Source organism: Roseobacter insulae (genome assembly GCF_019375555.1).
GTDB classification, from domain to species: Bacteria; Pseudomonadota; Alphaproteobacteria; order Rhodobacterales; family Rhodobacteraceae; genus Roseobacter; species Roseobacter insulae.
This window is the reverse complement of the sequence record NZ_JAHXDN010000003.1, coordinates 83,527-108,851: the sequence shown is the minus strand read 5'-3', so window position 1 is coordinate 108,851 and position 25,325 is coordinate 83,527. Positions and strand designations below refer to the sequence as shown.

The 25,325-nt window shown below is 62.4% G+C and carries 30 protein-coding genes and 1 tRNA gene; 9 read left to right on the top strand and 22 right to left on the bottom strand.

Translation table 11 applies throughout. From position 1 onward, the window contains the following. Positions 1–5: 5 nt before the first annotated feature. Genes KX928_RS11925 through yajC form a run of 10 tightly spaced genes read right to left on the bottom strand, consistent with a single transcriptional unit; the run spans position 6 to position 6,838 of the window. Positions 6–545: a DsbE family thiol:disulfide interchange protein gene (locus KX928_RS11925; RefSeq protein WP_219502411.1), complete on the bottom strand. Its 540-nt coding sequence runs from the start codon at positions 543–545 to the stop codon at positions 6–8. Then, positions 538–693: a heme exporter protein CcmD gene (ccmD, locus tag KX928_RS11920; protein ID WP_219503803.1), complete on the bottom strand. Its 156-nt coding sequence runs from the start codon at positions 691–693 to the stop codon at positions 538–540. Before ccmD ends, KX928_RS11925 begins: the two co-directional genes overlap by 8 nt. Beyond that, the gene (locus tag KX928_RS11915) at positions 693–1,421 is read right to left on the bottom strand and encodes a heme ABC transporter permease (RefSeq protein WP_219502408.1); all 729 of its coding nucleotides are present in this window, start codon (positions 1,419–1,421) and stop codon (positions 693–695) included. Before KX928_RS11915 ends, ccmD begins: the two co-directional genes overlap by 1 nt. Before the next feature lie 52 nt (positions 1,422–1,473). Then, the gene (gene ccmB / locus KX928_RS11910; protein ID WP_219502404.1) at positions 1,474–2,130 is read right to left on the bottom strand and encodes a heme exporter protein CcmB; all 657 of its coding nucleotides are present in this window, start codon (positions 2,128–2,130) and stop codon (positions 1,474–1,476) included. Then, positions 2,127–2,744 (bottom strand): heme ABC exporter ATP-binding protein CcmA, encoded by a 618-nt coding sequence (gene ccmA, locus KX928_RS11905; protein WP_219502400.1) that lies wholly within the window; start codon positions 2,742–2,744, stop codon positions 2,127–2,129. The genes ccmB and ccmA overlap by 4 nt, the downstream gene beginning before the upstream one ends. Before the next feature lie 42 nt (positions 2,745–2,786). Continuing rightward, positions 2,787–3,140: an Mth938-like domain-containing protein gene (locus tag KX928_RS11900; RefSeq protein ID WP_219502397.1), complete on the bottom strand. Its 354-nt coding sequence runs from the start codon at positions 3,138–3,140 to the stop codon at positions 2,787–2,789. A gap of 9 nt (positions 3,141–3,149) precedes the next feature. After that, positions 3,150–3,902 carry a sulfite exporter TauE/SafE family protein gene (locus tag KX928_RS11895; protein WP_219502394.1) on the bottom strand — a complete coding sequence of 251 codons (753 nt, stop codon included), beginning with the start codon at positions 3,900–3,902 and terminating at the stop codon, positions 3,150–3,152. Continuing rightward, on the bottom strand, positions 3,895–4,863 hold the full coding sequence (gene secF, locus KX928_RS11890; protein ID WP_219502391.1) for a protein translocase subunit SecF: 969 nt from the start codon (positions 4,861–4,863) through the stop codon (positions 3,895–3,897). The genes KX928_RS11895 and secF overlap by 8 nt, the downstream gene beginning before the upstream one ends. A gap of 1 nt (position 4,864) precedes the next feature. Beyond that, positions 4,865–6,526, bottom strand: a complete 1,662-nt coding sequence (gene secD, locus KX928_RS11885) for a protein translocase subunit SecD (RefSeq protein ID WP_219502388.1) — start codon at positions 6,524–6,526, stop codon at positions 4,865–4,867. 33 nt (positions 6,527–6,559) lie between these two features. Further along, positions 6,560–6,838: a preprotein translocase subunit YajC gene (gene yajC / locus KX928_RS11880; protein ID WP_219502372.1), complete on the bottom strand. Its 279-nt coding sequence runs from the start codon at positions 6,836–6,838 to the stop codon at positions 6,560–6,562. 208 nt (positions 6,839–7,046) lie between these two features. Between yajC and KX928_RS11875 the strand changes: the two genes are divergently transcribed. Both KX928_RS11875 and serS read left to right on the top strand, forming a co-directional pair. Further along, entirely contained in the window at positions 7,047–7,799 is a 753-nt protein-coding gene (locus KX928_RS11875) for a trypsin-like serine peptidase (protein WP_219502370.1), read from the top strand. A gap of 89 nt (positions 7,800–7,888) precedes the next feature. After that, positions 7,889–9,181, top strand: a complete 1,293-nt coding sequence (gene serS / locus KX928_RS11870; protein ID WP_219502368.1) for a serine--tRNA ligase — start codon at positions 7,889–7,891, stop codon at positions 9,179–9,181. Here the strand turns inward: serS and KX928_RS11865 are convergent. Next, on the bottom strand, positions 9,178–10,203 hold the full coding sequence (locus tag KX928_RS11865) for an NAD(P)-dependent oxidoreductase (protein ID WP_308342333.1): 1,026 nt from the start codon (positions 10,201–10,203) through the stop codon (positions 9,178–9,180). The two genes, serS and KX928_RS11865, sit on opposite strands and share 4 nt — an antisense overlap. A gap of 33 nt (positions 10,204–10,236) precedes the next feature. Between KX928_RS11865 and KX928_RS11860 the strand changes: the two genes are divergently transcribed. Further along, on the top strand, positions 10,237–11,397 hold the full coding sequence (locus KX928_RS11860; protein ID WP_219502364.1) for a 4Fe-4S double cluster binding domain-containing protein: 1,161 nt from the start codon (positions 10,237–10,239) through the stop codon (positions 11,395–11,397). A 3-nt stretch (positions 11,398–11,400) separates the two neighbouring features. On the opposite strand, the gene KX928_RS11855 is transcribed toward KX928_RS11860, so the two are convergent. Both KX928_RS11855 and KX928_RS11850 read right to left on the bottom strand, forming a co-directional pair. Next, positions 11,401–11,625: a hypothetical protein gene (locus KX928_RS11855; RefSeq protein ID WP_219502361.1), complete on the bottom strand. Its 225-nt coding sequence runs from the start codon at positions 11,623–11,625 to the stop codon at positions 11,401–11,403. 122 nt (positions 11,626–11,747) lie between these two features. Next, on the bottom strand, positions 11,748–12,344 hold the full coding sequence (locus tag KX928_RS11850) for a TetR/AcrR family transcriptional regulator (RefSeq protein WP_219502359.1): 597 nt from the start codon (positions 12,342–12,344) through the stop codon (positions 11,748–11,750). Positions 12,345–12,437: 93 nt separating this feature from the next. On the opposite strand from KX928_RS11850, the gene KX928_RS11845 reads away from it, so the two are divergent. The 5 genes from KX928_RS11845 to KX928_RS11825 all read left to right on the top strand — a co-directional run bounded on the left by KX928_RS11845 (position 12,438) and on the right by KX928_RS11825 (position 17,098). Continuing rightward, positions 12,438–12,725 (top strand): hypothetical protein, encoded by a 288-nt coding sequence (locus KX928_RS11845; RefSeq protein ID WP_219502357.1) that lies wholly within the window; start codon positions 12,438–12,440, stop codon positions 12,723–12,725. A gap of 84 nt (positions 12,726–12,809) precedes the next feature. Further along, positions 12,810–14,096: a homoserine dehydrogenase gene (locus KX928_RS11840; RefSeq protein WP_219502354.1), complete on the top strand. Its 1,287-nt coding sequence runs from the start codon at positions 12,810–12,812 to the stop codon at positions 14,094–14,096. Between the two features lie 70 nt (positions 14,097–14,166). Then, entirely contained in the window at positions 14,167–15,135 is a 969-nt protein-coding gene (glpX, locus tag KX928_RS11835; protein ID WP_219502351.1) for a class II fructose-bisphosphatase, read from the top strand. A 57-nt stretch (positions 15,136–15,192) separates the two neighbouring features. Beyond that, positions 15,193–16,932, top strand: a complete 1,740-nt coding sequence (gene recJ / locus KX928_RS11830) for a single-stranded-DNA-specific exonuclease RecJ (protein WP_219502349.1) — start codon at positions 15,193–15,195, stop codon at positions 16,930–16,932. 91 nt (positions 16,933–17,023) lie between these two features. After that, positions 17,024–17,098 (top strand) — tRNA-Glu (locus tag KX928_RS11825). Between the two features lie 188 nt (positions 17,099–17,286). On the opposite strand, the gene KX928_RS11820 is transcribed toward KX928_RS11825, so the two are convergent. The 5 genes from KX928_RS11820 to KX928_RS11800 all read right to left on the bottom strand — a co-directional run bounded on the left by KX928_RS11820 (position 17,287) and on the right by KX928_RS11800 (position 21,667). Further along, a complete protein-coding gene (locus KX928_RS11820; protein WP_219502346.1) occupies positions 17,287–18,327 on the bottom strand; it encodes a diguanylate cyclase domain-containing protein in 1,041 nt (346 codons plus the stop codon). After that, positions 18,324–18,911 carry a heme NO-binding domain-containing protein gene (locus tag KX928_RS11815; protein ID WP_219502339.1) on the bottom strand — a complete coding sequence of 196 codons (588 nt, stop codon included), beginning with the start codon at positions 18,909–18,911 and terminating at the stop codon, positions 18,324–18,326. Before KX928_RS11815 ends, KX928_RS11820 begins: the two co-directional genes overlap by 4 nt. A gap of 91 nt (positions 18,912–19,002) precedes the next feature. Then, positions 19,003–20,565, bottom strand: a complete 1,563-nt coding sequence (locus tag KX928_RS11810) for a trimethylamine methyltransferase family protein (RefSeq protein ID WP_219502338.1) — start codon at positions 20,563–20,565, stop codon at positions 19,003–19,005. A 125-nt stretch (positions 20,566–20,690) separates the two neighbouring features. Next, entirely contained in the window at positions 20,691–21,386 is a 696-nt protein-coding gene (locus tag KX928_RS11805) for an HAD family hydrolase (protein WP_219502337.1), read from the bottom strand. Beyond that, positions 21,383–21,667: a DUF3572 domain-containing protein gene (locus KX928_RS11800; RefSeq protein WP_219502335.1), complete on the bottom strand. Its 285-nt coding sequence runs from the start codon at positions 21,665–21,667 to the stop codon at positions 21,383–21,385. Before KX928_RS11800 ends, KX928_RS11805 begins: the two co-directional genes overlap by 4 nt. Positions 21,668–21,766: 99 nt before the next feature. Here KX928_RS11800 and KX928_RS11795 point away from each other — a divergent pair, with 99 nt between their 5' ends. Further along, on the top strand, positions 21,767–23,170 hold the full coding sequence (locus tag KX928_RS11795) for a diguanylate cyclase (protein WP_219502333.1): 1,404 nt from the start codon (positions 21,767–21,769) through the stop codon (positions 23,168–23,170). A 37-nt stretch (positions 23,171–23,207) separates the two neighbouring features. On the opposite strand, the gene KX928_RS11790 is transcribed toward KX928_RS11795, so the two are convergent. The 4 genes from KX928_RS11790 to KX928_RS11775 all read right to left on the bottom strand — a co-directional run bounded on the left by KX928_RS11790 (position 23,208) and on the right by KX928_RS11775 (position 25,175). After that, on the bottom strand, positions 23,208–23,702 hold the full coding sequence (locus tag KX928_RS11790; RefSeq protein ID WP_219502331.1) for a periplasmic heavy metal sensor: 495 nt from the start codon (positions 23,700–23,702) through the stop codon (positions 23,208–23,210). Between the two features lie 3 nt (positions 23,703–23,705). Beyond that, complete coding sequence (locus KX928_RS11785; protein WP_257883731.1) at positions 23,706–24,074, bottom strand: hypothetical protein; 369 nt, start codon at positions 24,072–24,074, stop codon at positions 23,706–23,708. Beyond that, positions 24,061–24,651, bottom strand: coding sequence for an RNA polymerase sigma factor (locus KX928_RS11780; RefSeq protein ID WP_219503796.1), 591 nt, complete (start codon positions 24,649–24,651; stop codon positions 24,061–24,063). The genes KX928_RS11785 and KX928_RS11780 overlap by 14 nt, the downstream gene beginning before the upstream one ends. 68 nt (positions 24,652–24,719) lie before the next feature. Beyond that, entirely contained in the window at positions 24,720–25,175 is a 456-nt protein-coding gene (locus tag KX928_RS11775; RefSeq protein ID WP_219502329.1) for an EF-hand domain-containing protein, read from the bottom strand. Positions 25,176–25,325 lie beyond the last annotated feature (150 nt).

Here is a 25,325-nt window from a genome sequence, read left to right as displayed (position 1 = left end):
CGGGATCAGTTGTTCAGCGCCTTTTCCAGTTCCGGCAGGAACCGCTGTTCATAGTCGCTGCCGACCAGCGGTCCGGCAAAACGAAACAGCACCGTGCCCGATGCATCCAGAATGAAGGTCTCGGGCGGGGCGGTCACACCCCAGTCGATGGCGGTGCGTCCTTGCGGGTCATAGGCCACGGCGGCGAAGGGGTTTCCATCGTCGTCCAGATAGGATGTCGCGGGCCCGGCCTTGTCCTTGAAGTTCACGCCGATGATCGGCATGCCGTCAGCGGCCATCCGCAGCAGGTTGGGGTGCTCGGCCCGGCACGGCGGGCACCAGCTGGCCCAGAAGTTGACCAGCGTCACCTCGCCGGTTGCCATCGCTTCGGGCGTAACGGGTGGATAATCTCCCAAGGCGTCCTGCGTGATCGCGGGCGCACTCTGCCCGACCATGGTGGAGGGCAAGCGGCTTGGATCGTCGCGCAGCATTCCAATGCTCGCCAGTATCACGAAACCGGCAAAGATCAGCGGCGGCGCAATCATCAGGGGCGAGATTTTAGCCACTGGGATTTTTCCTTTTCTCGACGGCCTCAAGGGCGGCACGCGCGGCACGCCCCTTGCGCAGGGTGAAAACCACCAGCAGAAGAAGCAGCAGCGACGACACGCCGTATGCGGACAGCACGGCGTCAGCGTATTTCCCCAGGTCGGGCATCACGCGCGGACCTCCCGGGCCTGCAGGGCGCGGGTCCGGCGCAGGCGGATTTCGGTGCCGGTCCGGTAAAGGACAAGGGCCAGAAACAGGAAAACAAACCCGGCGATGCAAACGAGAAGCGGAAAATAGTAAACATCCGCCACATTCTCCTCCTTATCTAGGCTGAGAGAGGCGCCCTGGTGCAGTCCCTGGTTCCAGAAGTTCACCGCGTAGCGCGACAGCACGGCAAACACCGATCCGACAAGGCATAGCACCGAGGTCAGATCGGCAGCGGTATCCGGGTCTTCAATGGCCTCCCAGAGCGCGATGTATCCAAGGTAGAACAGGAAGAGGATCAGGAAGGAGGTCAGGCGCGGATCCCATGCCCACCACGTGCCCCACATGGGCTGGCCCCAGATCGCACCAGTAAAGAGCGCAATCAGCGTCATCACCACGCCCACGGGCGCGGCCGCCTTGGCCGCAAGCGCAGAGACGTGATGCCTGCGGACAAGCCAGATCAGCGAGGCGACCAGCATCATGACCCAGACGTTGATCGCCATCATGGCAGAGGGCACATGCAGGTAGATGATCTTGACCGTCGATTCGAACTTGTCGGCGTTCGGCGTGAAGAAGAAGCCCCAGATCAGTCCAGAGACCAGACACAGGGCGGCAAGCCCCCAGAATACCGGCAACACGCGGCTGCTGAGCGCGAGAAATCGGACCGGATTTGCATATTCCCACAATGACATGACGCTTACCTAATCGCTTGGCCAGCGCGGCTCAATGGACAAATAGCCGCGATCACCGCAAGTTCACCCGCAACGCGGCAGCCGACGCAAAGGGCATAATGGCAATCGTTCCCGCCGTGATCCCCGCCAGCATCAGCAAAGGCGTCGCAGGGTCCATGCCGGTGGCACCCCGGCGGGCCGCCTCGGCGCCGAAAATCAACGTGGGCACGTAAAGCGGCAGCACCAGCAGCGACATCAGTAACCCCCCGCGTTTCACGCCAACCGTGAGCGCCGCGCCGAAAGTACCGATCACCGACAGCGCCGGGGTGCCAAGCGCCAGCGAGACCACCAGCCAGAAAAACCCCGGAGCTGGCAGGGCCAGAAGGATGCCCAGAACCGGCGCGGCCAGCACCAGTGGCAAACCTGTCGTAAGCCAATGCGCCAGCGCCTTGACGCTCAGCGCGGCTTCGAGCGGCAGAGGTGAGGTCGCCAGCAGATCCAGCGTGCCGTCCTCCCAATCCAGTGCCAGCAGGCGGTCAAGTGACAGAAGGCAGGCCAGCAAGGCACCCAGCCAGAGGATGCCGGGCGCGATCTGCGACAGCAGCGCGGAGTGCGGTCCCACGCCGAAAGGCACCAGAACGGTCACGATCAGAAAGAACGCCAGCCCCAGCCCAAAACCGCCGCCAGCACGAAAGGCCAGTGTGAGATCCCGGATCAACAGCGCCTTCACAAAAAGGCCTCATCACTTGCGCCTGCCCGCGCGTCGGGTTGCGCGCGAAGGGGGGAGATGTCCAGAACCTCCGCCTCCAGCCCCAGATCGATGTGGGTCGCGATCAACGCGGACCCGCCCGAGGCCAGATGTCCCGCAACCACGGTGGCGAACTGGCGCACGGCGTCCTTGTCCAACGATACCGTGGGTTCATCCAGCATCCAGACAGGCCGCCCGGTCACCAGCATGCGCGCCAGACCGAGACGGCGTTTCTGTCCGGCCGAGAGGGTTCCGGCCAGTCGATCCCGAAGCGGTTCAAGAGAGAACGCGTGGAGAGCTGTGGTCACGTCCCGTTGGCCGAAGACATCAGCCCAGAATGCCAGGTTTTCCGAAACGGTCAGCATTGCCTTCAAACCGTCGGAGTGGCTGGCATAGGCGATCAGGTCCTCGCCACCGGTGACCGCGCCCGAAAGCGCCGGCTGCAACCCCGCCAATGTCCGCAGGAGCGTCGTCTTGCCCGCACCGTTGGGTCCGCGCAGGATCAGCGCCTTGCCAGGCGGCAAATCGAAGGACACGCCCATAAGCACCGGCACACCGCCCCGTTCAACGCAAAGATCACGTACTTCCAAACCCATACGACCAGCGTTAACCGATTGCCGCCGCGCGCAAAAGCCCGATTAGACCGGGATCAGCGCAAGGGCGATGCGCCGTCCTTCGCTGAGCAGGACATTGTAGGTACGGCAGGCCGCGGGGGTTGCCATGACCTCGACGCCAAGACCGGCGTCTTCGAGCGCGGTGCGCAGGTCGGCCGGCACATGCGCGGTCTCCTGCCCGGTGCCTATAAACAGGACATCGATGTCACCGGCGAGTTTCAGCAGCGGATCGCGGTCATCGTACCCGCCCCACGCCGCTGTGCCATGCGGTCCGGCGATAACCGCCCCATGAAAAACCTCGCCGCCGATGCGAAAGAAGCCCGCGCCATAGCCTTCGACAGGCTTGGCGTCGGTGAATGTCATCTCGTTCAGGCGCATGTGGCTCTCCTAACTCCAGATCGGCAGCCCCAGAATAGCCGAGGCGGCGATCACAAGGTAGGCCACCCGGCGAAAAAGTACTTCGGCGTCGGGGTCAAACAGCCGCGCGCCCACCATATTCGCGAGCAAATTCGGCACTCCCGCCAAAAGACCCAGCAAGGCGATTTTCCAGACGAACAGATCCAGCATGAAAAACACCGCGACCATGACCACGTCAAACGCGAGCAGGTAGAGCAGGAAATTGGCACGTATCACGGAGATCGGCAGCTTGCTGGACATGTAGAGCATGATCACCGGCGGGCCCGGCACCCCGGCGAAACCGCCCATGAACCCGCCCAGGGCCCCGGTACCTACCGTCAGTTTCGGTGTCAGCACGCCCTTGTAGCGCCACCCGGACATCAGCAGCACCAGCAGGATCGCCACACTGGTGGAAACCACCCATCCGAAAACGGTCGTGTCCATGTGGGACAGGCACAGGATTCCGACAGGCACCGCCAGCGCGCATCCGATCATCAGCCGCCCGACATCGCGCGGCGCGCCGTCCCGCCAGGCCGCGGGCAGATTCGGCAAAGGCCCGACCAGTTCCGCCATCATCATGAAAGTCACCGCCGCGACCGGCGGCAAGACGGCGGAGGCCACGGGCATGATAATCATGCCGCTGCCAAACCCAGCGAAGCCCCGCACGAGACCGGCCGCAACAACCCCCAGCGTCAGCCAGATCAGGCCCCCGGTGTCGACGACACCAGAAAGGGCCTCAAGCATCTATGTTGGCGTATTGATTGCCGGAGTTTGCGTCCGGTTTGGACCAGTCGCGTTTCACACCGAGGTACAGCAGAGCCGCGGATGCCACGAAGATCGAGCTGTATGTGCCCACGATCACACCCCAGATCATCGCAAAAACGAATCCCCGGATCACGTCGCCGCCCAGTACGAAAAGCGCCAGCAGCGCCAGCAGCGTGGTGACAGAGGTCATGAAGGTCCGGCTGAGCGTCTCGTTGATCGAGATGTTCAGCACCTCGTTGAGCGGGCGTTTCTTGTATTTGCGCAGATTCTCGCGGACCCGGTCGAACACCACCACCGTGTCATTCAGCGAATAGCCCACGATGGTCAGAAGCGCCGCGATAATCGCGAGATCAAAGCGGATCTGCAGTTCGGAAAACACGCCGATGGTCAGGATCACGTCATGCACAAGCGCCAGCACGGCCCCCAGCGCAAACTGCCATTCAAAGCGCAGCCAGATGTAGATGAGAACCGCCCCAATCGCCAGCACGACCGCAATCGCCGCCGTCTGGATCAACTCGCCGGACACTTTCGGCCCAACCGATTCCACAGAGACGAACTTGATGTCCGGGCGCACGGTCTTCAACACCTGTTCCGCCGCCTCGATCACATCTGCGGTGACCGCCTCCTGCCCCTCCTGCGCCTGAATGCGGATCATCGCAACGTTCTGATCCGCCTCAAATGTCGGATCGAAGACTTCGGTGATCGACACATCCCCAAGATCCAGCGTCGCGATGGCATCGCGGTAAACGCCGATATCCACCGGCAGCGGGCTTTCCGTCCGGATTGTCGTGCCGCCCCGGAAATCAATGCCGAAATTCAACCCCTGGATCATGAAGGAGGCGAAAGCCACCACCATCATCAGGGCCGATATGCCCAGCCACATCTTCCAGCGCTTGAAGAAATCGAAGTTCGTGTTCTGCTTGACCAGTCTCAGACGCATATCAGACCTCGATTGTTTTCGGGCGCTTGCGCTCGAACCACATGACCACGAAAAGCCGGGTCACGAAAATTGCCGTGAAGACGGATGTCAGGATGCCGAGGCCAAGAGTGATCGCGAAACCTCGCACCGGGCCGGACCCCATCGCAAAGAGGATCACCGCCGTGATGAAGGTGGTGATATTGGCATCCAGAATGGCGCTCAGCGCCTTTTCATACCCCAATTCGATGGCGCGGGCCGGCCCCTTGGAGGTCTTCAATTCCTCGCGGATACGCTCGAATATCAGCACGTTGGCATCCACCGCCATCCCCACCGTCAGCACGATCCCGGCAATGCCCGGCAGCGTCAGCGTCGCACCGATCAGGCTGAGCAAGCCGAAGATCAGGCCGATATTGATGATCAGCGCGATATTGGCAAAGAAGCCGAACAGCCCGTAGCTGAGGAACATGAACACCAGTACCGCAGAAAAGGCGACAAGGGTCGCGACCTTGCCTGCGTCGATACTGTCCTGACCCAACTCCGGGCCGATGGTGCGCTCTTCGAGAAATTCCAGACCGGCGGGCAAGGCCCCTGCCCGCAGCAGAACGGCCAGGTTCGTCGATTCCTCGACCGTGAAACGGCCGGTGATGATGCCCGAGCCGCCGGGGATATGGCTTTGAATGGTTGGTGCGCTGACCACTTCGTCGTCCAGCACAATGGCGAAGGGAGAGCCGATGTTCTCTGCCGTGTAGTCGCCGAATTTACGCGCGCCAGAGGTGTTGAACCGGAAATTGACGGCCGGACGACCGTTCTGGTCAAAGGCGGGTTGTGCGTCCACCAGCTCTTCGCCGGTCACAACGGGGGCTGCCTCGATGGTGTAATAGCTGCCCGGCTCGTCCAGCGACGGCACGATCCTGTTGCCGATGCCGGGGGCCGCGTTGGCATCGGTGCCCCGGGTGATGACCGGATTGAAGGTCAGTTGGGCAGTGGTCCCGATGATTTCTTTCAACTCGCTGGCTGATCCGACGCCGGGCACCTGAATAAGGATGCGGTCCGCTCCCTGACGCTGGATCGTGGGCTCGCGGGTGCCGACCTCGTCGATCCGGCGGCGAATGATTTCAAGGCTTTGCTGGACCGTACGTTCGTCCGTCGCCAGCTTTTCCGCCTCTGATAGCGTCACAATCAGCAGGTCATCCGCAGCGCGCACTTCAATGTCGGTGGCACCAACCCCTGTCAGGGTTTGCACCGGGCGCGCCAGCCCGCGCACGATTTCCAGCGCACGGGCCATGCCTTCCGGCTGGCTGATGCGGACGCGTACCTCGTCGGCGGCTGAGGGTTGCAGACGAATTGTCCCGACCGTTGCCCGCTCAGGCCGCAGCGCGTCGCGAATTTCCGGCCAGGCCGCCTGCATCCGCGCCTCGTAGACGTCCGCGACCTTGACCTCGGCCAGCAGATGCGCTCCGCCGCGCAGATCGAGGCCAAGATTGACCAGCCCCGAGGGCATCCATTCCGGCCAGAGCGCGCGGTCGGCCGCCAGTTCCTCGGTTGTCCCGCCCAGTTCGATGGCGGCACCGGCATCATTGTGTTTTTCGACGTTGGTGTAAAAGGCGTTCGGAATGGCCAGCCACAATCCAACTGCGCAGGTCAGCCAAATCATGATCCGTTTCCAAAGGTCAATCTGGAGCATAAAGACGCCTTTTCAAAGCGTTAAAGGGCGCAGTTACTTTGCCGGTTCAGTCTTGGAAAGCACGGTTGCAATGGTTGACTGGATCACGCGGACCTTCACCCCATCGGCAATTTCAAGCTCCAGTTCACCGTCGTCCTTGACCTTGGCAACCTTACCCACGATCCCGCCCTGCGTGACGACCTGATCGCCGCGGCGCAGCGCCGACACCATGGCCTGATGTTCCTTGACCTTCTTCTGCTGTGGCCGGATGAGCAGGAAATACATGATCGCAAAGATCAGAATAAGGGGCACAAATTGCGCGAACGCTTCCATGGAAATAGTCCTTCTGGGTAGATCGACACCCTGCGGACGCAGTATGCCAAATTTTGGCGGAACCTATGGTCTGTGACGCCGCTTTGCAAGGGACGGCGTGCAGGATATGCAAAAGCCCTGTGCCGCGGTTTGCCGGACGATGCCCGCCACTTGGCCTGCCCGCAAATTAAGTGCATCCTGATCCCGGATCGCCTGCTTCGGAGGGGTCGTGACGCGACGGAATAGCATAACGATGGTGCTGGGCTGGCTGCCCTTGGCGTGGGCGCTTCTTGCAGGGCCGCTCCACAGCGAGTTGCTGCCCGCGCTGGACCAGAGAGAACGCCTCGCATGGCAGGCCGTCGGATGGGTCAATGCCACTGGTATTCACGGTCACGCCTCCTGCAGCGGCACGCTGATCGCGCCTGATCTGGTGGTCACGGCGGCCCATTGCGCGGGCGGCACCAATAAATTCAAGGGCCGCCGACATTTCGTCGCGGGCTGGGACAAGGGCGGATTCATCGCCACCAGCAGATCCGCGGAGATTTTCGTTCATCCCGAATACGAAAGAACAAAGGGCAATCACAAGTTCAAATACGACGTCGCCGTGATCCAGCTGGAATCCCCTGTTCCGGGCTCGGCGGTGACCCCACTGCGCATCGCGGATAATGCCGCATTGCGCCTCGGAGAGCTTGCGGTGCTTGGCTACCACCGCAAAAGCCCGAACGTGCTGAACGGACGCTTTGACTGCATGACCCTGTCCTCCGGGAACGAGCCTGTGGTGATCCTGGACTGCGAGGTGATCAATGGCAATTCCGGTGGCCCGGTTCTCGCCCGGGTCACCAACGAATGGGTGCTGGTCGCAGTGGTTGCCGGACGCGTTGGGGGCGAAACGCCGCTGGCGCTTGCGGTGCCCGTGGACGAGTGGCTTTTGCGGCATTGGCGCGCAGCACTGGTGCGTGCCGAGCAAAGACGCCCCGGCTGATCATACATCCCGCAAATCTCATGGTTCCGCGCCGGGGAAAGATCGGTCATAAGCTCTGGCAACGACGACTCAGACGAAGGACAGCAGCCATGCATGATATCCGTGCGATCCGCGACACCCCCGACGCCTTTGATGCCGCACTGGCGCGGCGCGGCGATGCGCCCGTGTCGTCTGACATTCTGGCTCTGGACGAAGCGCGCCGCGCCAAGATCAGCGCCGCTGAGAACGCCCAGGCCGAACAGAACCGGGCGTCCAAGCAAGTGGGCGCGGCAAAGGCTTCCGGGGATGACGCGGAATTCGAGCGGCTGCGCGCGCTGGTGGGCGAAAAGAAAGCCGAGGTCGCCACCATGCAGGCCGAGGCCAAGGAGCTTGATGCGCAGCTCACCGACACGCTGGCCCGGATCGCGAACCTGCCTGCAGGGGATGTGCCGGACGGTGCCGATGAGAACGACAATGTCGAGGTTGCCCGCTGGGGCGATCTGCCGGAGTTCGACTTTGCCCCAAAGGAGCATTTCGACATCGGCGGCGTCGCTGCCTCGATGGATTTCGAGACAGCGGCCAAGGTCTCCGGCGCGCGGTTCGTCATGCTGAAAGGTGCTGTCGCCCGCATTCACCGGGCGCTGGCGCAGTTCATGATCGACACGCATGTCGATGAAAACGGGCTGATCGAACATCAAACGCCCGTGCTGGTGCGGGACGAGGCCATGTACGGCACCGACAAACTGCCGAAATTCGGCGATGACAGCTACCAGACGACAAATGGCTGGTGGCTGATCCCCACGTCAGAGGTGACCCTGACCTATTCTGTTGCCGGCGATGTGCTGGAGGAACCTGATCTGCCACGCCGAATGACCGCGCATACCCTGTGCTTCCGCTCCGAAGCTGGATCGGCGGGCCGCGACACCGCCGGCATGCTGCGACAGCACCAGTTCGAGAAGGTCGAGATGGTATCCATCACTCATCCCGATGCCTCCGATGCCGAACAGAAACGCATGTTGCGATGTGCCGAAGACCTGCTTGAACGGTTGGGCGTTCCCTATCGCACGGTGATCCTGTGCACCGGTGACATGGGATTCGGCGCCCGGCGGACCTATGACATCGAGGCGTGGCTGCCCGGTCAGAACGCCTACCGCGAAATCTCCTCCGTATCCACCACGGGCGATTTTCAGGCCCGCCGCATGAACGCCCGTTTCAAACCGGCGGATGGCGGCAAGCCTCGGTTCGTGCATACGCTGAACGGCTCGGGCCTCGCCGTGGGCCGGTGTCTGATCGCGGTTCTGGAAAACGGGCAGCAGGCGGACGGCTCGGTCACGCTGCCCGCGGTTCTGGCGCCCTACCTCGGTGGCAAGACAGTGCTGTCGTCGGAAGGCACCCTGACCTAACGGTTCGGCACCACCTCATAGCCCGGCTCCTCTGGTTCATCATCCACCAGTTCCCGGGGAAAGCCCGGCGCAAGAAGGCTCAAACCGGTCGCCTCTTCCAGGCGCTCGATCATCCGGTCGGATTGCGCGCGCGCGCCATAGCGGCGTTGACCATCTGACATCATCTCGATCATCAGGGGCGAGATTTCCAGCGGCACATCAAAGGTGTCGGCCAGCTTCTGAAACAAACCGATGTCTTTCTGCACCAGATCCATGGTGAAATTCACGTCCCGCGATCCCGACAGGATCAACTGGCTTTCCGTCTCGTGCACGAAGGAATTTCCCGATGACATGGCAATGGCTTCATAGGTCATCCCCAAATCCATGCCCGCGGCCTTCATCACCGTCAGGGCCTCGCAGAGCGTGAGCAGGTTGGCCGTGGCAAGATAATTGGTCATGACCTTGAGAATGCTGGAATTTCCAACCTCTCCGACATGCAGAATGCGCCGTCCCATACAGGTGAGTATGGGCAGAACACGCTCGAACGTGGCGCGATCACAGCCCGCATAGATGGAGATGTTTCCGGTGTCAGCGCGGTGACACCCCCCCGAGACCGGACAATCGACCGCGGCGCCGCCCTGCGCGGCGACCAGTTCCGCAAGACGTTTGACTTCGCCCGCGTCGGTGGTGGACATCTCCATCCAGATCTTCCCGGGCGCGACATGCGGCAACATCTGCTCAAGCACTGCGGCCGATGCGTCTGGCGTCGGCAAGCAGGTGATCACCGCGTCGCAGGATTGCATCATTTGCGCCGGGCTTTTTCCGTCCTTGGCGCCCTGCGCAACCTTGGCTGACACGAAATCTGCATTTAAATCATGCACCTGCACGTCGATTTTGTTACGGATGAGCGATCCTGCCAGCTTGCCGCCGACATTGCCCAACCCGATGAATCCCACTTTCATATGTCGCTCCCGAGCTCTGTGTTGGCGCTGAGTTGACTGCGGGATATGCCCCCGGTCGCGTCTGTTTGCGACCTTTACGATTGACCGGAAAGAACGACTGCGTAGGCTGGCCCCATGCAGGATGGATCAAGCGCTGATATCGCCGACACGCGGGCCGGGATCGACGTGACCGAAGGTTTCGAACCCTTCGCGCAGCGCAATGACATCTTTACCCGCGCTTTCTGGGATCCCACGGTGCGCACCCGGCAGACTGACGCGTTTTTTGCCTCCTACCGGATGGAGGCGACGCCCCGGCGCGGCGATGGCTTCAGCCAGCGGGATTTCGCCCTGCGCAATGCCTCTTGGCTGATTTCGGACATCATGACGGATCGTTTCGCCGATCAGGGCCGCCGCGAGGGATTTCAGGCCGCGATCAGCGCCGATACACCCGTGGCGCCGGTGCAGGTCGACGTGACGGACATCCAAGAAATGTCAAAAGAAATCAAGAAAGTGGCGTCTTTCTTTAAAGCAAGCCTATGCGGCATCACGGCGCTTGACCCGCGATGGCATTACGCCTCGCGTGTGGATACCCGCGATCTTTCGGACGCCCCCAACAGCCTGCCGGAAGGCATTACATCGGTGATCGTGCTGGGCCATGAGATGCCGGCAGACCTCGTCGATACCTATCCGGCGGCGCTTGCCGGGGCGGCGACAGGGCGTGCCTACAGTCAGGAAGCCGCCTGTGTGATGCAGACTGCCGCCTATATCCGTAATCTGGGGTACGAAGCCGTGCCATCGATGAACGACACCGCGCTTGTGATTCCCTACGCCCTGAAAGCCGGGTTGGGAGAATATGCCCGCAACCAGATGGTGATCACGCCGGAATTCGGGCCAAGACTGCGGTTCTCCAAGATATTCACATCTTTGCCGCTAAGCCATGACGATCCGCGCCCGATCGGCGTGCGGGCATTTTGCGACATCTGCACCAAATGTGCGGATGCCTGCCCGGTCAAGGCGCTGCCCTACGGAGACCCCGAGGTCGGCGGCGCAAATGTTTCTGCTCTCAAGGGCGTGCGCAAATGGACCTCTGATGCCGAAAAGTGCTTTGGGTTCTGGTCCAAGCTGGCCTCTGACTGCGCGATTTGCATGCGGGTGTGTCCCTTCAACCGCGACTTCACGCAATGGCGTCACCGGCTTTGGCTGCGCCTTGCGCTGTCGCCCCTGCGGCGCGCCGCGCTCTGGCTGGATCGACAGCGCGGCAGCCGCAAGAAGCCCAGCGCATGGTGGGCGCACTAGCGCTCAGCGTCCCGGCACCGAACGACGCACGTTGCCGTGCCAGTCTTCACCTTCAATCGGCCCCGCCTGAAGCGCCTTAACCGCATCCGCACCATGCGACACATCCGGCGCGTCGGCCAGAATCAGCCCAAACAGCACGCCGAAACCAACCAGCAGGATAACCTGAGCGACGTTGGCCAAGGTCCGGTGCGCGGCACTTCTCTCATGTACGATCGTTTCGTAAATCATCTCTTTCACCTTTCAGGAAATGTCCGGAAGATCGGGACACATCACGATATAGGGATAACCGATCAATTCTTAAAACGAATATATAGCATGAGTTACATCACGCATTATGATGATATTTGCAATCAGGCCGGAGACTCTGCAGACACGGCCTTGCGCACCATCTGCCAGTATTGATCCTCGACATCCTGCAAGGACAACCGCCCGCCGGACCGAAACCACGTGTTGACACCGGTGAGCATCGCAATGACGGCCAGCGTCGCGATCTTTGTATCCGCGACGTCGAAAACGCCCGATGACACGCCCGCGCGCAGGATGGCCTCCAGCTTGTCTTCATAGCGTTTTCGCAGCGCTTCGATGTTTGTGAAGTTTTCCGGTGTCAGGTTCCGCAACTCCATATACGCGATGAAAACCGCATCCGGCCGGTCATGGTGAAAGCGGATATGGAACCGCACGAAATTATGCAACCTGTCCCGGGGCGGCATCGCCGGATCGTCTGAGAAAGCCTCCAGCAGGGCGTCCATGTGGCTTTGCATCAGGTCGAACAGCAGCGTTTGCTTGTCGGGCGTGTAGTTATAGAGCGCGCCCACCTGCACCCCCACCTCGCGCGCGATCTGGCGCATGGAGACGGCGGCGAACCCGTGACGCGCAAATAACGTCAGAGCCGCGTCGCGCACCTTGGGGCCGGTGATATCGGAATGTGAACCTGCTGTACGTGCCATGGGAGCACGTTATCTGAACAGTCGTTCAAAACAAGCCTTCTTGCGCCACATGGGTCCATCGGGCACAAGGAGACCCAATTATTCGGAGTTAGCGTGATGCGCATTTCAGCCTGTGTGGTTCTGGCCCTTGTTACATCGGCATGCGCGCAGTTTCCGGAAGTCGACAACGCCACCCCGCCCGGCGCCGAGGTCGCCGCCTACCCCGATCTCGTGCCCCTGGATCCGCTGATCGACGAGGTGGCGGCAACGCAAACGGACATCCCGGAATCGGAGGCGCAACTGGAAGCGCGTGTTGCGAGCCTGCAGGCCCGTGCAAATGCCCTGCGCGGTTCTGTTCTGGGAAGCTCGGACCGCAGGCGGCTGGAAGAAAGCCTGCAGTAGCACCAAGCGCGTTGCACGGGCGCGCCGAACCGGCTACATGGCGCGAAACATCTCTCCCGCGCCCTTTTCAAAGGAATTGCCATCATGTCTGAGCCCCTACGCCTTGGAATCGCCGGATTGGGCACAGTCGGTATCGGTGTGGTCAAGATCGTCCGGCAACACGCGGCGTTGCTGGCCGCCCGGACGGGGCGTGAGATCGTCATCTCCGCCATCTCGGCCCGCGACAAATCCAAGGATCGCGGCGTTTCTCTGAGCGGCTACAGCTGGGAGAATGATCCCGTGAGCCTCGCAACACGTGCCGATGTCGATGTTTTTGTCGAACTGATCGGTGGCGATGAAGGGCCCGCGAAAAACGCTGTTGAGGCGGCTCTCGCTGCTGGCAAGGAAGTGGTGACGGCAAACAAGGCCCTCTTGGCCATTCATGGCCAGGCTTTGGCCGAAACCGCCGAAGCGCATGACCGCGCCCTGAGATACGAAGCGGCAGTCGCGGGCGGTATCCCTGTCATCAAGTCACTGACCGAAGGCCTTGCGGGCAATGACATCACTCGGGTGATGGGAGTCATGAACGGGTCGTGCAATTACATCCTGACCCGGATGGAAACAGCCGGGTTGAGCTACCAGGAGGTGTTTGCCGAAGCCGATGGCCTTGGCTATCTCGAGGCGGATCCGCAACTGGACGTGGGCGGCATTGATGCGGCTCACAAGCTGGCAATCCTCGCGTCGCTGGCCTTTGGCACCCGGGTGGATTTTGACGGTATCACGCTGGAAGGTATCGACCGGGTCAGCATCGAGGACATTCGGGCCGCCGCGGACATGGGATATAAGATCAAGCTGCTGGGCGTTGCTCAGAAGACCGGGCGCGGGTTGGAACAGCGCATGCAGCCCTGCCTTGTTCCCGACAGCTCTCCCTTGGGTCAATTGGAGGGCGGCACCAACATGGTGGTGCTCGAAGGCGACGCGGTCGGCCAGATCGTGTTGCGCGGCCCGGGCGCCGGGGAAGGCCCTACCGCCAGCGCGGTCATGGCCGATGTCTGCGACATCGCCAAGGGGATGCGCACCCCGGTTTTCGGCATCCCGTCCGCGCAACTGACCGGCTCTACACCGGCGCGCACGCAACTGCCTGCACCCTACTACCTGCGCATGTCTCTCGATGACAAACCGGGCGCGCTGGCGAAGGTCGCCAAGGTGCTGGGCGAAGCAGGCGTGTCCATTGACCGGATGCGCCAATACGGGCATGAGGACACCTCCGCCCCGGTACTGATCGTCACCCACAAGACAACCCGCGATGCACTGGACACGGCCCTTGCGGCGATGGACGGCACCGATGTTTTGTCCGGCGCGCCCGTTGCGCTGCGCATTGAGGCGGTGTGAGCCGCGGTTGTCTCACAGGCCTCCTCCCGATACACCTACCGCAGTAAATAATGCCAATAAGGACGAATTCATGCCTGCCAATGCTCAATTTCAGGACCGTATGCTTTCTCTCGGACTCGCCCGGGTGTCCGAAGCCGCTGCCTTGGCCTCTGCCCGGCTGGTGGGCAACGGCGATGAAAAAGCCGCCGATCAGGCCGCTGTCAACGCGATGCGCGAGCAGCTCAACATGCTTGATATTGCGGGCGTAGTCGTAATCGGTGAAGGCGAGCGGGACGAGGCCCCGATGCTCTACATCGGCGAAGAGGTCGGCACCGGCAACGGCCCCGGCGTAGACATCGCGCTCGACCCGCTGGAAGGCACCACGCTGACCGCCAAGGACATGCCCAATGCGCTTACCGTCATCGCCATGGGCCCACGTGGCTCCATGCTGCACGCACCGGACGTCTACATGGACAAGCTCGCCATCGGGCCCGGCTACGCGAAGGATGTGGTCACGCTGGACATGAGCCCGGCTGAACGGGTCGCCGCACTCGCCAAGGCCAAAGGCTGCAGCACATCCGACATCACGCTGTGCATTCTGGAACGTCCGCGGCACGAAGAAATGATTGCCGAAGTGCGCAAGACCGGCGCGTCGATCCGTCTGATCACCGATGGCGATGTGGCGGGGGTGATGCATTGCGCCGAACCCAATACCGGGATCGACATGTATATGGGCGCGGGCGGTGCGCCGGAAGGCGTGCTTGCGGCGGCGGCGCTGAAATGCATGGGTGGGCAGATGTACGGCCGTCTGCTCTTTCGCAATGACGACGAAAAGGGCCGCGCCAGCAAGGCCGGTATCACTGACTTCGACCGCATCTACAGCCGCGACGACATGGTGACCGAGGATGTGATCTTTGCCGCGACCGGAGTCACCGATGGCAACATCCTGCCCGCCGTGAAACGCGAACCCGGCTGGATGACCACGGAAACCCTGATCATGCGGTCCAAGACCGGGTCCGTACGCCGGATCAACTATCGCACCCCGGTGCATGCAGCCTGATCTGACGCCGCATCGCGCTGGCGCGTTTGGCGCTCAACCACGCGCCCGGGAGGTCCGGTGAGTTTTCTGGGTGTCGAGGAGAGCCTGACCGGCAGGCGCTGGGTGGGTCCGGCGCTTGAAATCGACCGCGCGGCGGAAGCTATCGCCCAGCACACGGGACTGCCGCGGGCGGTGACCCAGATCCTTGCGCGGCGCGGCGTGGAGACATCCGGGGCGGAAAGCTTCCTTGCGCCGTCGCTGCGCGATCTGCTTCCCGATCCGCATGTCCTCAAGGACATGGCGCGGGCTACGGAGCGGCTTCTGACAGCGCTTCGCAACCGGGAACGCATCGCCATCTTTGCCGATTACGATGTGGATGGCGGGGCATCTGCCGCGCTGCTGCTGACGTGGTTGCGCCAGATGGGGCATGGCGCGACCCTCTATGTCCCCGACCGCATCGATGAAGGCTACGGGCCAAACGAACAGGCCATGGCGCAACTGGCGGCGGGCCATGATCTGATCATCTGTGTTGATTGCGGTACCCTGTCGCATGGCCCGATTTCGGCCGCCGCCGGCACGGATGTGGTTGTGCTGGATCATCACCTAGGCACCGAAACCCTGCCGGTTGCCTACGCGGTCGTGAATCCGAACCGCCAGGACGAAACAGGCGAGTTGTCCCACCTGTGCGCCGCTGCCGTAGTGTTCCTTGTGCTGGTCGAGGCCGGGCGGCAGTTGCGTACGACCGGCACCGCCGGGCCCGAGCTGATGGCGATGCTCGATCTGGTCGCGCTGGCCACGGTTGCCGATGTCGCCCCGCTGGTCGGGGTGAACCGGGCATTTGTGCGACAGGGGTTGCGGGTGATGGCGCGGCGCGCGCGGCCGGGTCTGGCCGCCTTGGCCGACGTCGCGCGGATGGACACAGCCCCCACATCCTACCATCTTGGGTTTCTCCTGGGCCCGCGGGTTAATGCCGGGGGGCGTATCGGCGCGGCGGATCTGGGCGCGCGGCTGCTGTCCACGGATGACCCGCACGAGGCAGAGGCCCTCGCCACGCGGCTCGACGCGCTGAATACGGAAAGACGCGATATTGAGGCCTCGGTGCGCGCCTCGGCTCTCGGCCAGGCGGAAACCCGGGGGCTGGATGCTGCGCTGGTCTGGGCCGCGGGAGCGGGGTGGCATCCGGGTGTAGTCGGTATCGTCGCATCCCGCCTCAAGGAAGCCTCCGGCCGTCCCAGCATTGTCATCGGTGTCGAAAACGGAATTGGCAAGGGGTCTGGCAGGTCGATCTCGGGCATCGATCTGGGGCAGCCCATTCAACGCCTCGCGGCTGAGGGGCTGCTTGAGAAAGGCGGCGGCCACAAGATGGCTGCCGGCCTGACCGTGGCGGAAGACAAGATCGAGGCCGCGATGGCACGCCTGACTGAATTGCTTGAAAAGCAAGGCGCGCATCTGGCTGGTGCGGCGGATCTGACAGTGGACGGCCTGCTGATGCCCGCCGCGGCCACGGTGGATCTCGCCGAGAAGGTTGAACAGGCCGGACCGTTCGGGGCCAGTGCCCCTGCCCCGAGATACGCGTTTGCGGATATGGCGATACGGTTTGCCCGGCGCGTCGGCGAGACGCATCTGAAAGTTACATTCGGTGACGGCAGCGGGCCGACCCTGGATGCCATTTGCTTTGGCGCTTACGATGGTCCCCTGGGCCCTGCCCTGGAAAATCACGGCGGGGCGCGTTTTCACCTTGCCGGTCGGTTGGATATCAACACATGGCGGGGGCGCCAGTCCGTCCAGTTACGATTGGAAGATGCGGCCCCGGCCTAGCAGCCTATCGGGGCAAAGTTTCTTCACGTAACGTGAAATTTCCGCTTGCGCCGCCAGCATGTATTGCCTAATCAACCGCTCACGACCAAGTGGCCCGTTCGTCTATCGGTTAGGACGCCAGGTTTTCAACCTGGAAAGAGGGGTTCGATTCCCCTACGGGCTGCCACTTCTCCCTGATCAGACCAGCACTATGGCCCTGCCCCTCGGCAGCCGGTTGCCCTGGCGAATTGTCAGCACGGTGGTTCGCAAGTGCTCGCATGCGTGCCCTCGTCGCCCTGTGATCGAAGTGTGGCGGGAGCGCGCGGGCTCAGCTTCAGTATCGCGTCAGGCAAGGGCGCCGGAACGGATTAGAGGTTACGCCTGTTTCGACGCCGGCGCGCCGATCTCCGGGGCTGGTTCCTCCGCTGGCGGCTGGAGCAGATCGGCGGCGTAAAATGTATGTCTGCCACGTCCATTTTTCTTGGACTGATAAAGCGCCAGATCCGCATCCACCAGCATCTGGTCTGCGGAAACAATCTTGTAGTCCCGGGACATGGCGGTGCCCGCACTCGCGGATATCTTGCACCGCGCGCCTTCGAAAATCATCGGTTCGGACAGCAGGTTGATGATCCGTCTGGCAATACGTTCGGCCTGTGATGCATCGTCAATCTCGCGCAGCAGCAACACGAACTCATCACCCCCAACGCGGGCCACGGTATCCCGGGTGCGGGTTTCGCGCAGCATGATCGACGCCACCTGACCCAGAACGAAATCACCCGCAGCATGGCCAAGGGTGTCGTTCACCGCCTTGAAGTAGTCCAGATCAATCAGCATGGCGGCAAAGCTTTCCCCCGACGCGACCAACCCTTCCAGCGCCTGATCCATCGCCCTGCGGTTTTTCAATCCGGTCAACGTATCGGTGAGCGCCTGTGCCTCCGCCTCCACGCGGGCGCCTTGCAGCCTCACGTTCAATTGCCGGGACGCTTCCATGGCGGCGGATTTCGCTTCGACAAGGTATAGCATCTCGATCGTCAGATCCGTCGCTGCAAAATCCGCAGAGGTCAGTTTGTAGTCCCGCACCGCGTCGGCCACGGAGATGCCGAAAGACAGGTTCACGATAACCTGACCAGTTTCCGGCCCCTCCATCAGCACGCCCTTCAGTTCCCGGTGCGGCGGGTCGCGAAACCGCAGATGCAGTTTCATTCCGGTCTTCTGACGCAGGGCCTCAAATGTTTCGATAGCATGCGGGCGCTTGATCTCGAAGATGTCGAGAAAGCCCAGACCTACCAAGGAGCGCCCCGGCAGCAGCTTTTTTGCGGTGGGTCCGGCAAAGCCGATTTTGCCGCTCTGGTCGAGCACGACATGCATGGGGCACAACACGTCCAGCATCTTGTAACAGGGGGTTCCGCCACTCATTCCGACCGTACTCCCAAGTCAAACCCGCGCCCTTCCGCGAAATCCGTTTCGAGGAGGGAAATCGATACGGTCTCAACGCCATCGTCGGTTCCCTGATGCTCCAGAAACACCAAGGCGCCATAGTCGTCCGCCATGGCCCGCAACACGCCGGTGAACAGATGCCCGCCACCGGGAAGCTCGCTCCTGCAACAGAGGCTGTAGGTGTTGGCCGAATGCTCCCGCAGTTCGAGGGAGGGCAGCGTGAGATCGGGTACGGCGAGCCGGGCACGGTCGGGCAAATCGTCAAGCGAGTGCAGAAATTCGACAAAATTCACCCCGCCGAAACGCAGGAGCCGCCGCAGGGCTTCGACGTTTGGATGGGATACGAGATAGGTGCCGATATCCTCCATCAATTCATCATAGGGCCGGTCGAGCACGTCGCAGACCGCCGCAAGCAGCCGGGGAGTGATCTCATCGTCGTAGAACCACATGGCTTCGAAATCGACAAAATTCAGATTCGCGCGCTGCGCGGACGCCGACCATTGAGCCGCGCCATAGGAGTCGATGACAAAGCGTTGAATCGCCCGATTCACAAGCCCGTGCATATTGGCCTCATTCCCGTTCCCTCACGCGAACTATGCAGGCGATGCGTTAACAAATGCCCAACATGGGCCAAACCGGGCCTGCTGCGCGGGGTCAGAAATCGGTGGGGGCGCCGCCTTCTGATTTCCGGCGCGCCACGAAGTCAGCCAGCTCTTCGCGGATGGCCTCATCGAGGGGCGGCGCTTCGAAGCTGCCGATGATCTCCTTGAACATCAGATGCGCGCGTTCCGGGGTCCATACCGCGCCGGCGACTTCCCAGCCTTCGTAGTTCTTCCAGTCGCTGAGAAACGGCTGGTAGAACGCGGTGGTATAGCGATCCTGCGTATGCTGGATGCCAAAGAAATGGCCGGCATTGCCCACCGATTTGATCGCATCCAATGCTATTTCATCGGGTCCGGTCGCCACAATTTGCGGATCCATATACCTTTGTATCTGTTGCAGAATTTCACAATCCATGATGAATTTCTCCGGGCTCGCGATCAGCCCCCCCTCCAGCCAGCCAGCCGCGTGATAGACCATGTTCGTCCCCGATTGCACGGCGGCCCAAAGGCTGTTGGAGGTTTCCCACATCGCCTGACCGTCCGGCACATTGGCCGCACAGACGCCGCTGGACCGCATCGGCAGGCCGTAAAAGCGGCACAACTGGCCGGTCATCTGGGTGGCGCGCATGTACTCGGGCGTTCCGAAGGCGGGCGCGCCGGATTTCATGTCCACGTTTGAGGTGAAAGTGCCCACAGCGACCGGGCACCCGGGGTTGATGATCTGCGCCAGAACCACTGCGCAAAGCGCCTCCGCGAGGGACTGGGCAACCGCACCCGCCATGGTGACCGGGGCCATCGCGCCTGCCAGCGTGAACGGCGTGACCACGAGGCCCTGTCCCCGACGGGCCATGCGCATCCATCCATCCAGCATCGGGAAGTCGTGCTTGAGCGGTGAGGTGGAGTTGATATTCGTGTACATTCGGGGGCTTGCATCGAATTCCTCATGTGACAGGCCACCGGCGATCCGGACCATTTCCATCACGTCTTCGACGCGTTCCTTACCCAGAGAATAAGCATGCATGACTTTGTCGGTCAGGGTAAGTTTGTCGTAAAGCACATCCAGATGACGGATCGAGGCGTGCAAATCGACCGGTTCCACCGGGTAGCCGCCGGCAAAGTGGATGCAGTTGAAGTATTGCGTGAGCTTGAGCAGGTTGCGGCACATGTCGCGCGTGCCCGGGACCTTGGTGCCCAGTTCCATATCCCAGTAGTTGGGTGGTGACGACACGTTGCCAAACAGTAGGTTTTTGCCCCCCACGGTGATTTTCCGATCCGGATTGCGCGGTGTCAGCGTGAATTCCGAGGGTGCCTTGCCAATCCACTCCATCACGAAATCGCGCCCCATCCGGACGTTTTCGCCGTCCACCGTGCAGCCCGCCCTGCGCAGGATATCCACGGCTTCTTGGTTGAGGAACTCAACGCCGATCTCTTCGAGGATCCGCATCGCGCCATCGTGGATGGCCTGCACGCCCTCCGGGGTCAGCGGTTCGGTTGGCAGGTCGGTATTGACCGGCGGGTTCCACGGCATTTGCTCGATCACCGCCGTCCCCCGCCTGCTGGCCGCCCCTGCACGCCCCCCGCTGCGTGATCTGCGGTTACCGGATGATCTGGCCATGTTTCGCTCCCTGCGGTCCGTTGTCCCCGAGTAGGACAGAGCGTCGCGGGATCAGCCGTCTCAATTGCGACCGGATGGGTCGTTTTTGGGAGTTCGCGCGGGCGTTGGAGGGCGGCGGCGGTGGGTCAGGTCTGCTGCGCGATCCAGTCTGGCAGAGCGCCAATATTTTCCAGCACAACGTCCGCGTGGGGCGCCAGCACCGCGTGTTCCGCCATGCCGGTCAGCACGCCAACACAGCGCATGCCTGCAGCGCGCCCCGCGATCAGGTCATGCGTGCTGTCGCCGACCATGGCGACCGTTTCGGGTGCCAAGCCGGTTTCTTTGGCAAAGGCCAGCAATTGACCCGCCTGCGGCTTCGCCCCGTGCCCGCTGTCGAACCCGGCAATGAAATCAAAGAGATCCGTGACCTTTGCGGCGGCAAGATGGGCCCGGGCCGGTGCTTCGGCATCGTTCGTCGCCACCCCCAGGCGCAAGCCTTGCGACCGCAGATCCGTCAGAAAGGGGACCAGCGGCACGGCCTCGATCTGCGGCGCGGTTTCGGCCTCCTCATTGAGAATGCCAATCACATCCTGAAGGGTCGCACCGGGCATATAGGGCAACAGCGCCTGCGCCACCTCACCCGGTGTGCCCGCGATCACGAGGCTGTCAGGCAAAAACCGCTGCGCCTTGTAGTCAAAGCCGATCTGCGCCCCCAGATTCGCCGCGTCTTCCGGGCTGCGCGTCATCCTGTTCAGGAAACCCACGGCCCAGGCTTCCCATGTCGTCGCAAAGTCGAAGAGTGTGCCGTCCTTGTCGAAGAGAACGCCCCTGATCGTCGTCATGTCCAGTTCACCTGCGCGCCGCCCGGCAGAGCCTGCCGCGCGGTCATGAGGCTGTCATACCTGGCACCAACCGCATCGCAGACCTGCACCACCCAGGAATCATCCATCATGATGAAATCAAGAACGGAGCCCAGGAAAACCGGGTCTGCCGCCCCTGCCCTGAGGTCGGTTTCAGAGGCCCCTGAGGCACCCAGAAATACCGGCAACAACTCTTCATTTCCGGCCAGCCACCCCAAAACCTGAAGCGCCAGCACCTCGGCGGATTCCCGCGTGTACATCATGATCTACCTGCAATTCGCGTCACTTTCGAAACCCTTTGTTAACCAAATTGCGCGCAATGTCGAACAGCGGTTCATCACCCTTGAAAGGACGCGAAGAGCGTGCAGGGCAAAATTCTTATCGTAGACGCGATCTCCACAAATCGCATCGTTCTGAAGGTCAAGCTCGCCTCGGCGTTTTACGAGGTCGTGCAGGCCGCGACGGCGGATGAAGCCTGCGTTGCCGCGTTGCGTCACGATCCCGATCTTATCATATCTGCGATGGCCCTGCCGGATTGCGATGCCGCTGAATTATGCCGCCGGCTGCACCGCAGCCCGCAGACCCGGGCGATTCCCATCATGGTCGTGGGATGCCGTCCCAACGCGGATTCGCGCCTGAAAGCGCTCGAAGCCGGCGTTCAGGACGTCATGTTGAAACCCATCGACGATACACTTCTTCTTGCGCGCGTTCGCAGTCTCATTCGCGCCCATAACTCCGCGGCGGAATGGCAAATGCGCGACGATACCTCCAGAGCCTTGGGATTTGCCGAGGATGTAACCGATTTCGGACCCCCGGGGCGGGCGGTTCTCGTGGGTTCCGACGCGCATGCCGCGCATAACTGGATTACGCAATTGCGCCCCAACCTGAGGACAAGCCTGCAGTTCTCGGCCCCGGAAACCGCGCTGCGCGACTTGTCGCCGGGCAAGGTGCCGGATGTCTTTATCCTGTCGCTGGCGACCGATGACAGCAACAACAGCGAAATCCTGCGTCTGCTGGCGGCCATTCGTGCCACGGCAATCACGCGGCATGCGGGCATTCTGGTATTGCAGTCGCGGCAGGATCCCGGCCTGGGGGCCTATGCGCTGGACCTCGGCGCTGATGATCTGATGACGGACGGCTTCGACGTGGCCGAGCTGACGCTGCGCGTCAAGGCCATGCTGCGGCGCAAACGCATCGCGGACCAGTTGCGCGCAACCGTACGCACGGGCCTCAAGGCCGCTGTTTCTGACCCGCTGACCGGGTTGCATAATCGTCGCTACGCGATGCCCCACCTGGCCCGCGTGGCCGAGCATTCCGCCGCAACCGGGCGCAGCTTTGCCGTCATGGTCGCCGACCTCGACCACTTCAAGCAAATCAACGACCTTTACGGGCATGCCTCGGGCGATGCTGTGCTGGTCGAGGCGGCCCGGCGGCTGCGGGACAACCTGCGCGGTGTCGATCTCGTCGCCCGGATCGGCGGCGAGGAATTCCTGATCGTCATGCCGGCCACCCCCCTCACCGAAGCCCGGGTGGCCGCAAGCCGTCTGTGTCGCAAGATCGGCGGGCGCGGTTTTGTGGTTCCCGGTGCGGATGAGCCCATCAAGGTCACCGTGTCCATTGGCGTGACCATGGGGGGGTTGCGGTCCAAGCAGGACACCGTGGAAAACGTCGATGCAAATGTGCTGCTCGATGCGGCGGACAAGGCGCTCTATTCGGCCAAGATGCAAGGGCGAAACCAGATCAACCTGAACCGCCCTGCTGCATAGTTTTCATATTTTCAAATACTTACGAAGGTTTTCTCATCTAGTTTCGACGCCTTGGACCACGCCGAAGAACGTCCTGGACGTCACGCGCGTAGGCCGCGCGTTCCGCGTCCGTCATCTGACCAACCACACGCAGCCACGCCTCCAACGCGCTCTTCTGAACGGCGATGCTTGTCGTCGCCTGGCGGGTGACTGCCGCAGAGAGTTGCTCGGGGTTAAATGGCGAGGCCCTCAGCGCGGTCAAAACATCCGAGTAAAGCGCGCGGCGCGTTGCGCGATCCGGCACACCGGTCGCGCCGTTCTGGCGTACCGCCCGGATAACAGCCCGTTTTTCCCGGTTCGGCAGCGCGATCATATACGGCAACCCATAGGCCCCCAGACCCGCAGTGCGGAACCCGGCACGCCCGGCCTCGCCGTGACGGATCATCGTGCCCACGATCAAACCGGCCACGGCCAGATTAAGCGCCAGCGAAACCCCCAAGAGGATTTTGAAACGGCGTGACGCCCCCGGTTTGCGGTCTGTATCGGTCTGCATGGCTTACCCCTCGTCCAGATCCCAGCCAAAGCTCGTCAGTTCCGCTGTCGAGCTTGCTGTCGCACCCATCTCATACCCCAGCAGGTACGCACCGGCGTCCGGGATCGCCGCCGGTGGGCTCACCCCGATCCAGATGCCGGCGCAGGTGGCAGCGACCAGCCCGCCCACACCCTGCCAGCCACCGATGCCCGCCGCGATCCTGCGCCAGAGCGCCGGATGCGGTGCCATCGCGGGGGCAATTGCGGGCTGCAGGGCATCTGCGTCCTCGAGCACCCGCGCCATCAGCCGCGCGGGTACATCCGGCGGCGTCCGGCGGGCCGCCTCCAACATCCGGTCGGTCGCGGTCATATCTTCGTCGTCATGGGGTGTCATCTTCATATCCCAATTCTGCACGCCGCCCGGCCAGTAAGGCCGCCAACGCTCGTTTGCCCCGCGCGGTCAGGCTTTCCACCGCGCGCGGGCTGATGTCCATCACCGCCGCAATCTCCGGGTTTGCGAGCCCCTCTATGTGCCGCAGCACCACCGCCTGTCTCTGGCGATCCGGCAGCGCGTTCAGGGCGGTCTGCAACGCATCGCTGCGCGACCGGTCCTGCATCCGCTGCACCGCGGTTGGTGCCGGGTCTGCAGGTTCGGACACCTCCTCGAGCGCCACGCCGCGCCTTTTGCGCAACCGGTCCGTACACAGGTTGGCGCATACTTTGTAGAGCCACGTCGTCACCTGCGCCTCTCCCTGACGCCACTCCGGCGCGATCCGCCACAACCGCAGCATCGATTCCTGCGCGACATCCTCCGCCTCGCTGTCGTCGCCCAGCATACGCCGCGCCTGAGCAAAGACGCGCGGCAACAGGCGGGTGGTCAGCACGCGCGCGGCACTCGGGTCCCCGTTCGCGTAAAGTACCAACAGCGCATCGTCCGTCACGGTCGAAAGGGCATCCGGCGGCATATCCATCCCGAGCATCGATAAGAGCCAACGGCGCGCCAATCAAGCCGCGCCGCCCGACATATTGCGCCCCGCGCTTACTCAGCCCAGCCACCGCCCCGGCGACGGTCCTGCATTTTTGCAATCGCTGCCTCGAACTCCGCCTTCGTCACCGCGCCGTCGCCGTCCTGATCCGCACGCCGAAACCGGCGGTCCGCGCGGCCCGGTCTCTCCAGTTCTTCGGCAGACAGCCTGCCATCGTCATCGGCGTCCAGCCGGTCCAGCATCCGGCTGGCGACCTGCTTGGCCCGGGCACTGGCTTCGGCTTCGATTTCGGGCAGGGTCAGGAACCCGTCTCCATCCGTGTCAACCTTGGCGATGCGGGCCGCGCCGCGCGCCTGCATTTCCTCAAGGGTGATTTTGCCGTCGCCATCGGTATCCAATGTCTCGAAATCGACAGGAGCGCCGTGACGGTCCCCTCTCGCATAGGCCGATCCGCCGGCTACGATAATCGATGTGGCCGCGATCATTGCAATAAACACTGTGGTCTTCATGGTACTACTCCTGATTGTTATGTCCCGTGGGTGACCCTTCCTTTCCGGGCCGCACATTCCTTCAACGCGGCTGCGCGTACTTTCCGTCGCACAAAATCTGATGCGTTCGCGACATCCCGCCGCAGCGGCCCTTCGGCACCTTTCAAGTTT